Annotated in this window: 12 protein-coding genes; 1 reads left to right on the top strand and 11 read right to left on the bottom strand. The window is 69.7% G+C overall.

All coding sequences use genetic code 11. The features are described 5' to 3' along the window. The gene (locus AB0D32_RS14160; protein ID WP_357089311.1) at positions 1–834 is read right to left on the bottom strand and encodes an ATP-binding cassette domain-containing protein; all 834 of its coding nucleotides are present in this window, start codon (positions 832–834) and stop codon (positions 1–3) included. A gap of 108 nt (positions 835–942) precedes the next feature. Then, a complete protein-coding gene (gene tnpA, locus AB0D32_RS14155) occupies positions 943–1,338 on the bottom strand; it encodes an IS200/IS605 family transposase (protein ID WP_357089309.1) in 396 nt (131 codons plus the stop codon). 38 nt (positions 1,339–1,376) lie between these two features. Here tnpA and AB0D32_RS14150 point away from each other — a divergent pair, with 38 nt between their 5' ends. After that, positions 1,377–2,597, top strand: a complete 1,221-nt coding sequence (locus tag AB0D32_RS14150; protein WP_357089307.1) for a transposase — start codon at positions 1,377–1,379, stop codon at positions 2,595–2,597. On the opposite strand, the gene AB0D32_RS14145 is transcribed toward AB0D32_RS14150, so the two are convergent. From AB0D32_RS14145 to AB0D32_RS14105, 9 genes are all read right to left on the bottom strand, one after another. Continuing rightward, entirely contained in the window at positions 2,594–3,664 is a 1,071-nt protein-coding gene (locus AB0D32_RS14145) for an ABC transporter ATP-binding protein (protein ID WP_357089304.1), read from the bottom strand. The genes AB0D32_RS14150 and AB0D32_RS14145 overlap by 4 nt on opposite strands. Positions 3,665–3,691: 27 nt before the next feature. Beyond that, entirely contained in the window at positions 3,692–4,642 is a 951-nt protein-coding gene (locus tag AB0D32_RS14140) for an ABC transporter permease (RefSeq protein ID WP_357089301.1), read from the bottom strand. Continuing rightward, complete coding sequence (locus tag AB0D32_RS14135) at positions 4,639–5,580, bottom strand: ABC transporter permease (protein ID WP_357089298.1); 942 nt, start codon at positions 5,578–5,580, stop codon at positions 4,639–4,641. Before AB0D32_RS14135 ends, AB0D32_RS14140 begins: the two co-directional genes overlap by 4 nt. Before the next feature lie 154 nt (positions 5,581–5,734). Next, positions 5,735–7,309: an ABC transporter substrate-binding protein gene (locus AB0D32_RS14130; RefSeq protein ID WP_357089295.1), complete on the bottom strand. Its 1,575-nt coding sequence runs from the start codon at positions 7,307–7,309 to the stop codon at positions 5,735–5,737. Between the two features lie 129 nt (positions 7,310–7,438). After that, positions 7,439–8,620, bottom strand: a complete 1,182-nt coding sequence (locus tag AB0D32_RS14125) for a lipid-transfer protein (RefSeq protein WP_357089291.1) — start codon at positions 8,618–8,620, stop codon at positions 7,439–7,441. A gap of 1 nt (position 8,621) precedes the next feature. Beyond that, a complete protein-coding gene (locus AB0D32_RS14120; RefSeq protein WP_357089289.1) occupies positions 8,622–9,047 on the bottom strand; it encodes an acyl dehydratase in 426 nt (141 codons plus the stop codon). Further along, entirely contained in the window at positions 9,044–10,171 is a 1,128-nt protein-coding gene (locus AB0D32_RS14115; protein ID WP_357089286.1) for an acyl-CoA dehydrogenase family protein, read from the bottom strand. Before AB0D32_RS14115 ends, AB0D32_RS14120 begins: the two co-directional genes overlap by 4 nt. After that, positions 10,171–11,196, bottom strand: a complete 1,026-nt coding sequence (locus AB0D32_RS14110) for a MaoC family dehydratase N-terminal domain-containing protein (RefSeq protein ID WP_357089283.1) — start codon at positions 11,194–11,196, stop codon at positions 10,171–10,173. The genes AB0D32_RS14115 and AB0D32_RS14110 overlap by 1 nt, the downstream gene beginning before the upstream one ends. Beyond that, complete coding sequence (locus AB0D32_RS14105; RefSeq protein ID WP_357089281.1) at positions 11,193–12,377, bottom strand: acyl-CoA dehydrogenase family protein; 1,185 nt, start codon at positions 12,375–12,377, stop codon at positions 11,193–11,195. The genes AB0D32_RS14110 and AB0D32_RS14105 overlap by 4 nt, the downstream gene beginning before the upstream one ends. Positions 12,378–12,407 lie beyond the last annotated feature (30 nt).

Genomic DNA, 12,407 nt, shown 5'->3' with positions numbered 1-12,407 from the left:
TCAGCCCACCTTTCCCGGCGCGACGAGCCGATTGCCCTGCCGGTCGCGCGGCAGCGGCACGGGGATCGCCGCGAGCAGCTTCTTCGTGTACTCCTGCTGCGGGTTGGCGAAGATCTGCTCCGTCGTGTCCGTCTCCACGACCTCACCGGAGGCCATCACCAGGACCCGGTCGGCGATGACCTCGACGAGAGCCAGGTCGTGGCAGACGAACAGGTATGCCAGACCCAGCTCCTCCTGCAGGTCCCGGAGCAGGTTGAGCACCTGCGCCCGCACCGACACGTCCAGCGCCGCGACCGGCTCGTCGCACACGATGAGGCTCGGCTTCATCGTCAACGCCCGTGCGATCGCGACCCGTTGCAGCTGCCCGCCGGACAGCTCGGCCGGGTAGCGCTCCAGGTAACGCGAGCCGATGCCGACCTTGTCGAGCAGCTCGACGGCCTCCTTCTCGCGCGTGACCCGGTCCTTGTCGGTGTGCACGAGGATCGGCTCGGCGACCGCGTCCTTGATCGTCATCCTCGGGTCGAGCGAGCTGTACGGGTCCTGGAAGATCATCTGCATCCGCTGGCGCAGCTCGCGCAGCTGCTTCGGCTTCGTGGCCAGCACGTCGATCCCGTCGAAGGTCACCGACCCGGAGTCCGGCTCGATGAGGCGCAGCACCATGCGCCCGACCGTCGACTTGCCCGCGCCGGACTCACCCACGACCGCGAGACACTCACCGCGCTCCAGGGTGAAGCTCACCCCCTTGACCGCGTGCGACCACTTCGTGCGCCGGCCGAGCCAGTCCCGACCGGAGCTGAACGACTTCGTGAGGCCCTCGACCTCGAGCAGGCTCATCGAATGTCCTCCGTAGAAAGCCTCGGCTTTGGCCGTGGGGAGGAAACGGAACCCCTGCGGATCAGGTCAGGAATAGCCCATTCGCGGCCAAGGCGGATGGGTGTCTGGTCACACGTTGCGCTGGTTCTCGACATACCTCTTGACCGCCTCCAGAGTGGCGCCGCCGGTTGTGGCGACGAAGTACGAGTTGGTCCACAGGGTTGGCATCCGGGACTTGAGGTGCGGGAACTCCTGGCGCAGCAGACGGGAGGATCGGCCTTTGATCTGCTTGACCAGGCGGTGGATGCCGTACTGCGGGTCCACGACCACGAGCAGGTGTACGTGGTCGGGCATCGTCTCGATCGTCTCGATCGGTGCGTTCCGTTCGACGCAAACCTCGCGGATAATCTCTTTGAGTCGCTCGTCGACCTTGCCGTCGATGACCTTGCGCCGGTACTTCGGGCACCAGACGACGTGGTAGTGGCAGCGGTACACGACGGTATTGTTCGACCTGACCTCGTCCATGCCGGGACTATATAGCTTTGTGGTGTATAGTGTCCGGTATGGGCGAGACGGTGCGTTACACCTATCGCCTGCGGCCCGGCCGCATCGCGCAGGCCGCACTGCGCGACGAGTGGGGCCGGTGCCGGTGGTTGTGGAACGAAGCTGTGCACCAGCAGAAGACCGGCCGCAAGCCGACGTTCGGGAAGCTGTCGAAGCTGCTGACCGAGGCCCGCAGCCGTAATGCCTGGCTGCGCGAGGGATCGCAGGTCGCACAGCAGCAGACACTGCGCACCTATGGTGCCGCCCTGGACCACTCGTTCAAGGTCAAGGGCCGGGGCCGACCGAAGGTCAAGCGGCTCAAGGACTCGCTGCCGACCCTGGAGTACACCACCCGCGGCTTCCGGATCAAAGACGGCCGGCTGTGCCTGCCGGGCAAGGTGACCGTCGCGGTCGTCTGGTCGCGGGAACTGCCGTCCGAGCCGACCAGCGTGCGCGTCTACCAAGACACCCTCGGCCACTGGTACGCCTCGTTCGTGGTCCGCCGTGAGATCACCACCGCACCCGAGTCGGACTCGCCGGGTATCGGCGTCGACTGGGGCGTCAAGACCACCGCCGCCACGACAGACCCGGCGTTCGACCTGCCGAACCTCGGCCATCGCCGCCGGTGCGCCGCCGAGATGGCCAAGGCCCAGCGCAAGATGGCCCGCCGCCGTCGTCCCAAGGGACACGCCCCGTCGAAGGGCTACCAGACCGCGAAGCGGCAGGCCGCCCGGGTCGCGAAGAAGGCCGCCCGACAGAACACCCACGACGCCCGCGTCTGGGCCAAGAACGTCACTGACCACCACGCGCTGATCGCGGTTGAGGACTTCAAACCGAAATTCCTCGCCCGCACCACAATGGCCCGCAAAGCGGCCGACGCGGCAATCGGCGCGTGTAAGAAAGAACTGATCGAGCGTGGTAGGCGGGCAGGCCGCAAGGTGGTGCTGGTACCGCCCGCCTACACCACGATGACCTGCTCCGAGTGCGGCGAGAGAGCCAATCTTCGCCTCGGACTGGGTATCCGTACCTTCGAGTGCGCAGCATGCGGCTATACCGCATGCCGCGACCGAAACGCCGCGAGGACGATCCTCGCCACGGCCGAACGCGACCGTGCCAGTGCCGACGACGTAAGACATCTGATCGCCTCCTTCCGCGACGGTGGATCAGGTGCGGTCCGAGCTGGGAATCCAGGGCCTGGCCCCGGAGGAAAATCCCCCGGATCCATCCGTGGGGATCGTTAACAGACCGTCACTCCATCCAGAGAGAGCTCCGCGGCGCGCACGCACCGCGCATGGTGCTCGGCGGCGCCGTCGAGACGGACCAGGCTCGGGTGGGCCACGTCGCACCGGCCCGGCTCGGCGTACTCGCATCGGCTGTTGAACCGGCACCCGTGCGGCCAGGCGCCCGGGGCCGGGATGCCACCGGGAATGGCGCGCAGCCGCCGGTCGGTGCTCAGGCCCGGCTTCGGAATCGAACCGATCAGGCCGGAGGTGTAAGGGTGCCGCGGGTTGAAGAACAGCTGCTCCGAGGGCGCGTTCTCGGCCACCTCGCCGGCATACATGACCACGATCTCCTGGCACAGCTCGGCCACCACCGCGAGGTCGTGGCTGACGAACAGCAGCGCCACACCGGTCTGCTCCTGCAGGTCGCGCAACAGCTCGAGGATCCGCTCCTGCACCGTCACGTCGAGCGCCGTCGTCGGCTCGTCGGCGATGAGCAGGCGCGGGTTGCACGCCATGACCATCGCGATCATGACGCGCTGGCACATGCCGCCGGAGAACGCGTGCGGGTACTCGTCGACCCGCTGCGCCGCCCGCGGGATCTGCACCATCTCGAGCATCTCGACGGCGCGGGCCCGGGCCTGCTTACGGTTCATGCCCAGGTGCTTGCGCACCGACTCCGCGATCTGGTCCCCGACGGTGAAGGCCGGGTTCAGGCTGCGCATCGGTTGCTGGAAGATCATGCCCATGCCCGGGCCACGCAGGTCCCGCCACTGCTTCTGGGTGCCCGCGGTGAGGTCCACGCCGTCGAAGACGATCCGGCCCGAGGCGATCCGCCCGCCGGTCGCCCCGGTCAGGCCCATCACCGCGATGGAGGTCACCGTCTTGCCCGACCCGGACTCGCCGACGAGAGCCATCGACCCTCCCGGCTTGAGCGAGAACGAGACGTCCTGGACGGTCGTCTGCCACCCACCCGCGGGTGCGGGGAACTGGACGTTCAGGTTCTCCACGCGCAGCAGGTCCGCCGCCCCGCCGGTGGCGGCGGTCCTGGTGCCGGCGATCACGCCGGGTGCTGTTTCACGTGCCATGTCAGCTCCTGGTGGTTGCCGGGCCGGTCAATTGCCCGACCGGGTGCGCACGAGGGCGCGACGGACACCGTCACCGAGGTAGGTGAAGGCGAGGACGGCGAGGAAGATCATCACGCCGGGCGGCCACACGAGGTACGGCGCGAGGCGCATGTTCGAGGAGGCCGTCGAGAGCATCGAGCCCCAGCTGGCCGCGGGGGCCTGGACGCCCAGCCCGAGGAAACTCAAGCTCGCCTCGGCCGCGACGGCGGTACCCAACGATACCGAGGTGACGAGGATGATCGGCGGCAGCACGTTGGGCAGCACGTGCCGCACCGCGGTGCGCAGGGTGCTGCAGCCCAGAGCGATCGAGGCCTCGATGTAGGTCTCGTGCCGCACGTCCATCGTGCCGGCGCGGGCCACCCGGAAGAAGCGCGGGGCCATGACGAGGCCGATGGCGAGCATCGCGTTGGTGATGCCGGCGCCGAGGACCGCGACGATGGTGATGGCCAGCACGAGCGACGGGGCGCTCATGAGCGCGTCCATGACGCGGGTGAGGATCGCGTCGACCCAGCCGCCGCGGTAGCCCGCGATCATGCCGAGAGGCAGGCCGAGCACGAGCGCGACGGCCGCAGCCTGCAGCGCCGCCCACAGCGAGACCCGCGCCCCGAAGATGAGCCGGCTCAGCACGTCCCGGCCGTAGTCGTCGGTCCCCAGCCAGTGCTCGGCACTCGGTGGCTTGAGCCGCTGCAGCAGGTTCTGCACGTCGGGGTCGTACGGCGCCAGGGCCGGGGCGAAGATCGCGATGAGGGTCAGCACGGCCAGGAAGACGCCGGCCACGATCGTCGCGGGGCGACGCACGATGCTCTTGAGGATGCCGGGGGCGGCGACCGGCTCCGGGTCACCCGTGCCGATGGCCGCCCTGGGCACCTCGGCGAGACCGCTGGCGTTGTGCGAGTCGTTCCCCGGCACCGGAGCCGTGGGGGTCTGGTTCGCGCTCATGACCGCACCTTCGGGTTGAAGTAGCCGTAGGAGATGTCGACGATGAGGTTGACGAGCACGACGATCGTCGTGCTGAACAGGACGAAGCCGAGCAGCACTGGGACATCGCGCCCCTGCACGGCCTCGACGGCGGTGCGCCCGAGGCCCGGCATGTTGTAGATCATCTCGATGGTCACCGACCCGGCGAGGACCTCCGCGACACGGAAGCCGAGGACGGTGACGACGGGGATGCACGCGTTCTTCAGGGAGTGCTTGAACACGACGCTGGCGCGCGACAGCCCCTTGGCCTCGGCGTTGAGGACGTAGTCGGTCTTCATGACCTGCCCCAGCGCCGAGCGCAGCTGCAGGGTCACCTCGGCGGCGGGGAGCAGGCCGAGGGCGATGCCCGGCAGGACGAGGTGCGAGAGCCACGGCCAGAAACCGTCGGACAGCGGTTGGTAGCCGAACGCCGGGAACATCTGCAACCCGACCGCGAAGACCGAGGCGAGCACGAGGCCGAACCAGAAGCCCGGGATGGCGATCGAGATCGACGCGAACCAGTTGACGACCCGGTCGACGATGCCGCCGGAGCGCAGCGTGGCCACGAGCGCCAGGGTGGCACCGAGCAGGATCGCGAAGATCATCGCGACGAGGACCAGCGACATCGTCGTCGCCATCCGTCGCGTCAGCAGGTCGGTCACGCTCTGGTCCGAGACGAAGGACGTGCCGAGGTTGCCTTGGAGGACGTCGCCGATCCACTGGAGGTAGCGAAGGAGGAGCGGATCGTTGAGGTTGAGTTCCTCGCGGATCACCGCGATGCGTTCCGGGGTCGGTTCTTCGCCGGCGAGGATGGTGGCCGGGTCCCCCGGCGCGAGCTCGATCAGAGCAAAGACGAGCAACGGGACGAAGAACAGCAGGGGTATCGCTGCGAGCAGTCGCCTGCTGGCGTATCGGAGCATCTCTTACCTCGGCTCTGAGCGTGGCACGTGCCTGGGAGTGAGCCCCGCACGGCCTGGTGCCGGCGAGACCGTGCTGGTGTCGCTGCCGGCCCCGGCCACAGCGGGTGGCCCTGACCACCCGGCGGCGACACCACCGGGTGGTCAGGCTCGACGGTTACTTCTTGACGGCGATGTTGCGCAGGTCCCAGATGCCGATGTTCGACATCGGGATGTTGTCAATGCCGACGATGTTCGACTTCGCGACGTTCGCGTTGGTCTGGTTGCACAGCGGCACGTACCAGCCCTGCTCGAGCGTCGTCTTCCAGATGTCGTGGTACAGCGGGGCGCGCTTGTCCATCGACAGCGCGGGGTTGGCGGCCTCGGCCGCCTTGGCCGCGACGAGCGAGGGGTCCGCGGCGAGCTTGTAGGTGTTCAGCAGGTAGCTGTTCACCGTCGCCGCCGGGTCGGCCTTCGGGCTCCACGACGTGGCGACCATCAGCTCGAAGTCGCCGGCGATGAAGCGCGGCTCGTTCTCGGTGTTGGGCACGGGGTTGAGCGTCGCGTCGATGCCGGCGGCCCGCAGCGACGCCTGCACGACGTTGGCGGGCTGCTCGGCGTTCGTGCCCGCGGCGAAGGTGACGGACACCTTGGCGCCGCCGGCCCGCTGCACCAGCGCCTTGGCCTTGTCGACGCTGAACTCGTACGGGTAGGTGTAGTTCGGGATTCGGCTCGGGTCCGTCTCAGGGACGAGCTGACGCGTCGGCGTGCAGTAGCCGCTGAAGAGCGCGCTGATCGCCTCCGGGTCGACCGCGTGGGCGATCGCCTGGCGGACCTCGGGCTTGGCGACGTCGCCCTTGTTGGCGCGCATGTAGACGCCGACGAGGTTCTTGAACTTCACCTGGTGCTGCTGCAGACCGCTGCCCGGGGTGACGATCTTCTCGACCGTGGCGATCTCACCGGCCGAGCTGAGCGGGGCCAGGTCGACCTGGCCGCTCTGCAGGCCGTTGAGGCGGGCCGCGGCGTCGGGCACACGCTGCAGCTCGATGCCACCGAGGCGCCCGACGTTCGGGTCCCAGTAGCTGTCGGCCCGCTTGAGGACGAGCTTCTCCTGCGGCACGAGCTCGGTGGCGATGTACGGGCCGGAGCCGGCGTTGCCGGGGTTGCTCTTGATGTTGACGCCGTCCTTGACGGCCTTCGGGCTGACCATCATGCCGGCCGTGCCGGTGAAGGACGCGGGCAACTGAACGCCTCTGCCCTTGACCAGCTTGAGGCGCACGGTCGTCGCGTTGGCGACCTCGACCGACTCGATGTCGGCGAGGTCGGCCTTGAGGGTCGAGCCCTGGAGGGTCTTGCCCCGCTCGATGTTGACCTTGACGGCCTCGGCGTCGAACGGCGTGCCGTCGTGGAACTTCACGTCGTCACGCAGCTTGAGCTCGAGGACGCTGCCGTCCTCGACGAAGTTCCACTCCTTGGCCAGGCCCGGCACGATCTTGTCGTCCTTGTCGAGCATGGTCAGCCGGTCCCACACGAGGAACAGGTAGCCCCAGCCGCCGTAGCTCGTCTGGAGGGCCGGATCGAGGTCGCGCAGCGGACCCGCCGACGCGAACTTGAGCACGGCCGAGGTGTCGATCTCGCCCTGCCCAGCGCTGGTGCTGCCGGAGCTGTCCGGTGAGCCACAACCGGCCACAGCGAGAGCCCCGATGGCGATCAGCGCGACCAGACGACTCCTGGCCTTGTTGTTGACGCCCATTCTCATCCTTCCAAAACGCGAGCCGAATCGTTCCGGCTGATCGAGAGGTGGTGTTGCCCGTTCGGCGGCTGCCGGTCGGGATCCGTGGGTCGCTGACGGCCTTCAGGGTCTGTGGTGGTGGCCGGCGTCTCAGCCTTCCGCGGAGAGGATCAGTGCGCTGGTCGGAACCCCGACGCCCGCCGTCACGAGGACGTTGCGTACACCGTCGGGCTGGTTGGTCGAGGTCCCCCGGACGAGGCGGACGCCCTCCGCGACGCCGTTCGTGCCATGCAGGTAGGCCTCACCGATCTGGCCACCGTGGGTGTTGGTCGGCAGCGAGCCGGTGACCTCGAGGTTGCCGTCGGCGATGAAGTCCTTGGCCTCACCGCGACCGCAGAAGCCGTACTCCTCGAGCTGGTTGAGCACGTACGGGGTGAAGTGGTCGTAGAGGATCGCCGCATCCATGTCGGCGGGTCCGAGGCCCGACTGGGCCCACAGCTGCCGGGCGCAGAGCTCGACCTCGGGGATCCGGGTCAGGTCCTCGCGGTAGTAGCTGACCATCTGGTACTGGTCCGGTCCCAGGCCCTGGGCCGCCCCGACGATGTAGGCCGGGGTGGCGGGCAGGTCCTTGGCGCGCTCGGCGCTGACGATGACCATCGCCTGGCCGCCGTCGGTCTCCTGGCAGCAGTCGAACAGGTGCAGCGGCTCGGCGATCCAGCGGGAGGCCTGGTGCTCCTCGAGGGTGAGCGGCTTGCCGTGGAACCACGCCTTGGGGTTGTTCGCGGCGTGCTTGCGGGCGAGCACGGCGACCCGGCCGTAGTCCTCGCTGGTCGCGCCGTACTCGTGCATGTAGCGACGGGCGAACATCGCGGTGTGCTGGGCCGGGGTGAGCAGGCCGTACGGGTTGACCCAGGAGCGGTACTCGTTGTCCGAGGTGGCCTGGGTCTTCGCCGGAGGCGGCCCCTGCCCGAAACGGACGCCGGAGCGCTCGTTGAAGGCGCGGTAGGCCACGACGACGTCGGCGACGCCGCTCGCGACGGCCATGGCGGCCTGCTGGACGGGGGCACAGGCGCCACCACCGCCGTAGGGGATCCGGGAGAAGAACTTCAGCTCGGGGATGCCGAGGCTGCGGGCGACCATGTTCTCCGGGTTGGTCTCCATGGTGAAGGTCGTCATGCCGTCGACGTCGGCGGGGCTCAGGCCCGCGTCGGCCAGGGCGGCCGAGACGGCCTCGACGGCCAACTGCAGCTCGCTGCGGCCGGAGTTCTTGGAGAACTCCGTCGCGCCGATGCCGACGATCGCGGTGCGCCCCGACAGGAAGTTGGACGTCACGTCACTGCTCCGTTCCGCGGGGCAGGCGCACGGTCACCTCGGAGATGGCGTGCGCGCCCTTGCTGTTCATGCCACGCACCGCGACGCGCACGGTGTCCTCCTCGACGCCGACGACCTCCCCGGTCAGCCGCATCACGTCCCCCGGGAAGTTCGGCACCCCGAGGCGGGTACTCAGGCGCACCATGCGCGCGGCGGGGCCGGCCCAGTCGGTGACGTAGCGGCCGACGAGCCCGTTGGTGTTGTTGATGCTCATGTAGGTGTCGGGGGTGCCGCGACGCTCGGCCTGGGCCGGGTCGTGGTGCACGTCCTCGTAGTCGCGGGTCGCGAGGGCGCCGGCGACGATGAGGGTCCGGGTCAGCGGGATCTCGAGCTCCGGCAGCGTGTCGCCGAGGCTCACCTGCTCGATGGTGATCTGCGTGCCGCTCACAGCTGCTCCCCTGCGTCGACGAGGTCCGCGAGCTGCTGCAGGTGCCAGGCCCCCGAGCCGGCGGTGTTGGCCAGCTGGGTGGTCCAGAGCATGTAGCGGTGGATCGGATAGGTGACGTCGGCCCCCATGCCGCCGTGCACGTGCTGCACGGTGCGCGCGACGCGGTCGCCCGCCTCGGCAGCCCAGTGCTTCGCGACGTGTACGGCCGCGCGAGACGGCCGCGCGGTCGTCTCGCGCCAGAGCGCGTTGAGGTAGGTGACCTCCATCGCCTCGGTGTCGATGTGGCAGTTGGCGATCTGGTGGGCGACGGCCTGGAAGGTCGCGATCGGCACACCGAACTGCTCGCGCCCGGAGGTGTAGTCGGCGGCCTGGCGTACGGCGGCCTGGCTGATGCCGCTCTGCAGGGCGGCCACGGCGATCCAGACCTGGCGCAGCAGCCAGTCGATCCGGTCCTCCCCGGGGCCCTCGGCGAGCAGCTCCGCGGCGGCGCCCTCGAGGTGCACGTCGGAGGCGAGTCCCCGGTCGGTGCGCTCGAAGGTCTCGCGGCGCACCCCGGCGCCAGCGGTCGGCACGAGGTAGAGCCCGACCGTGCCCTCCTCGTCGGTGGCCGGGACGACGATCGCGTCGGCGAGGTGCGCCGAGCGGACGCCGACGGCGGTGCCGCTCAGGGTGACCCCCGCACCGCCGGGCTCGGCGCCGGACCGCGCGCGGACGCGGGCGCCGTACGGCCGGGCGTCGGCCAGGTCGTCGACGGCCACGGTGAGAACCGTGTCCCCGGCCGCGACGCGGGGCAGCCACTCGGCCTGCTGCTTGGCGTCGCCGTAGCGCACCAGCGGCAGGACGCCGCCGACAAGGGTCTCCCACAGCGGGACGGTGCCCAGCGTGCGGCCCTGCTCGACGAAGACCCCGGCGACCTCCCACAGGCCCAGCCCGGCGCCGCCGTGTTCCTCGGGCACGAGCAGCCCGAGGACGCCGGACTCGGCAAGGTCGCGGTACAGGACGCGGTCGAAGCGGTCCTGCCCGGCCTCGATGTCGAAGAGTCGCTGCGGGTCGCCGTTGCGCGAGAAGACGTCGCGCGCCAGGTCGTTGACCGTGACCTGGTCCTCGGCGAGCTGGAAGTCCATCAGTTCTTCTCCTCTTCGGCGGGCTCCGATGCGGAGGTCGCGGCCCGGAAACGCGGCAGGGTGAGGTTCTCGTCGTAGTCGAGCCAGTCGACCTGCACGGGCATGCCGATCTCGACCTCGTCGGCGTTGCCGACGAAGTCGGCGACGAGGCGCGTGCCCTCCTCGAGGTCGACGAGCACGACGGTGAGCGGGTAGTCGTACCCGGGAGCCTTCGGGTGGTGGCTGACGACGTAGCTGTGCACCGTGCCCCGTCCGCTCGCCTCGACCTCGTGCCACGCGTACGAGTGGCAGGAAGGGCAGATCGGGCCGGGCGGGTGGCGCAGCGTGCCGCAGTCGGTGCAGGCCTGGATGACGAGGCGACGCTGTGCGGCGGCCTCGAACCAGAAGGCGTTGTCGCGCAGGATGAACGGCTTGTGCCGCAGTGCCGGGTCGGCGGCGGCCGGAGCCGCGGGCTTGGCGCCGGACGGGTCGAAGCGCAGGATGCGGAAGCGCTGTCGAGCCACGACCTCGTCGTCCTGGTCGGTGTAGGTGCGCAGCGTCGTGATGAAGTGGCCGGTGCCCAGACCCGTGGTCTTGCGCGGGGAGACGTCCTCGATGACCGTCGCCATCTTGATCTCGTCGCCCAGGCGCAGCTCGCGCACGTACTCGTGCTCGTCGTTGGTCGCGACGACCCCGACGAAGCCGGCCTCGGCGAGGATCGCGAGCAGCCGGGCCATGGGGGTGTCCGGCGTGGCGCCCGCGGCGGCGGCCGTGTGGGCCTTGTATCCGACCATGAGCCAGGTGGACAGCATCGGCGGCGGGGCGACGACACCCTCGCGGCCGGTGTCACGGGCGGCCCGCTCGTCGACGTAGACGGGGTTCTCGTCACCCATCGCCTCGACGAAGTGGCGGATCATCGCCTGGTTGACGGCGTCCTGGGCGTAGCGGGTGGGCGTGGCCTCGAGGCCGACGAACTCGCGCAGGCGGGCGAGGAAGGCCTCGTCGTCGGTGGCGTCGGGGGCCGGGATCTGCGTCGTGCTGCTCATGCGGACCGTCCCTTCCTCGGCATGCCGAGGCCGGCGACCGCGATCATGTCGCGCAGCACCTCGTTGGTGCCGCCGCCGAAGGTGTTGATGTAGGAGCCGCGGGTGTAGGCCTCGAGCTGTCCGCCGAGGACGGCGTCCGGGGCGCCGGGTCGCCGCGTCGCGCGGGGCCCGACGACGGAGACGAGGTTGCGGCAGACCCGGTCGTGGGTCTCCGTGCCGTAGACCTTGGCGACCGACGCGGCGGCGGGGGCCGGGTTCTGGCCCTCCTCCACGACGGCGATCTTCCAGTTGAGCAGGCGCATCGCGGTCAGCTCGGCGTAGTCGCGGGCCAGCTCCGTGCGCACCCACGGCTTGTCGAGTACGCGGATCCCGTCGGCGTCGGGCTCGGCCGCCCACGCGGCGACGTCGGTCCACAGCTGCTCGGTACGCCCGCCCATGGCGGCCAGGCCCACTCGCTCGTGACCGAGCTGGCCGGTGATGAGGCGCCAGCCGCCGTTGACCTCGCCGACGAGGGCCTCGGGGCCGACGCGCACGTCCTCGTAGTAGGAGGCGTTGGTGTGGGTGATGCCGCTGGTGGCGATCGGCGTGCAGCTGAAGCCGGGGTCCGACGTCGGCACGATGAGGATGGTGATGCCCTTGTGCTTCGGGGCGTCGGGGTCGGTGCGCACGGCCATCCAGACGAAGTCGGCCTGGCTGACGCCGCTGGTGAAGACCTTCTGGCCGTTGACGACCCAGCCCCCCTCGGGCGTGGCCTCGGCCCTGGCGCCCAGCGAGGCGAGGTCGGTGCCGGAGCCCGGCTCGCTGTAGCCGATGGCGAAGATGACGTCGCCGGTGAGCATGCCCGGCAGGTAGGTGCGCTTCTGCTCCTCGGTGCCGTAGCGCATGAGCATCGGGCCGATGTTGTTGATGGTGACGAAGGGGAACGGCGCCTGGGCGCGGTTGATCTCGTCGAAGAGGATGTACTGGTCGACCGCCGGGCGGCCCTGGCCGCCGAACTCCTTGGGCCAACCGAGCCCGAGCAGGCCGTCCTTGCCGATCTGACGGATGATCTCGCGGTAGGCCGGACGGTCCTCGTTGGTGCCGCCGAGCGCCTCGCGGACCTCAGGCGTGAGCAGGCGCGCGAAGTAGGCGCGCAGCTCCCGGCTCAGCTCTCGATGCTCCGGGGTGTACTCCAGGTACATGGATGTCCTCTTCTCGGGGCGTGCGCCCGT

The sequence above is a fragment of the Micromonospora sp. NPDC048170 genome (assembly GCF_040652795.1).
In the GTDB taxonomy this organism is placed as follows: domain Bacteria; phylum Actinomycetota; class Actinomycetes; order Mycobacteriales; family Micromonosporaceae; genus Micromonospora.
This window is presented reverse-complemented; position numbering and strand designations above follow the sequence as displayed.

Excerpts from the sequence above, each read along its gene's own strand:
- AB0D32_RS14160 (WP_357089311.1), bottom strand. The coding sequence starts at position 834 with ATGAGCCTGCTCGAGGTCGAGGGCCTCACGAAGTCGTTCAGCTCCGGT.
- tnpA (WP_357089309.1), bottom strand. The coding sequence starts at position 1,338 with ATGGACGAGGTCAGGTCGAACAATACCGTCGTGTACCGCTGCCACTAC.
- AB0D32_RS14150 (WP_357089307.1), top strand. The coding sequence starts at position 1,377 with ATGGGCGAGACGGTGCGTTACACCTATCGCCTGCGGCCCGGCCGCATC.
- AB0D32_RS14145 (WP_357089304.1), bottom strand. The coding sequence starts at position 3,664 with ATGGCACGTGAAACAGCACCCGGCGTGATCGCCGGCACCAGGACCGCC.
- AB0D32_RS14140 (WP_357089301.1), bottom strand. The coding sequence starts at position 4,642 with ATGAGCGCGAACCAGACCCCCACGGCTCCGGTGCCGGGGAACGACTCG.
- AB0D32_RS14135 (WP_357089298.1), bottom strand. The coding sequence starts at position 5,580 with ATGCTCCGATACGCCAGCAGGCGACTGCTCGCAGCGATACCCCTGCTG.
- AB0D32_RS14130 (WP_357089295.1), bottom strand. The coding sequence starts at position 7,309 with ATGGGCGTCAACAACAAGGCCAGGAGTCGTCTGGTCGCGCTGATCGCC.
- AB0D32_RS14115 (WP_357089286.1), bottom strand. The coding sequence starts at position 10,171 with ATGGACTTCCAGCTCGCCGAGGACCAGGTCACGGTCAACGACCTGGCG.
- AB0D32_RS14110 (WP_357089283.1), bottom strand. The coding sequence starts at position 11,196 with ATGAGCAGCACGACGCAGATCCCGGCCCCCGACGCCACCGACGACGAG.
- AB0D32_RS14105 (WP_357089281.1), bottom strand. The coding sequence starts at position 12,377 with ATGTACCTGGAGTACACCCCGGAGCATCGAGAGCTGAGCCGGGAGCTG.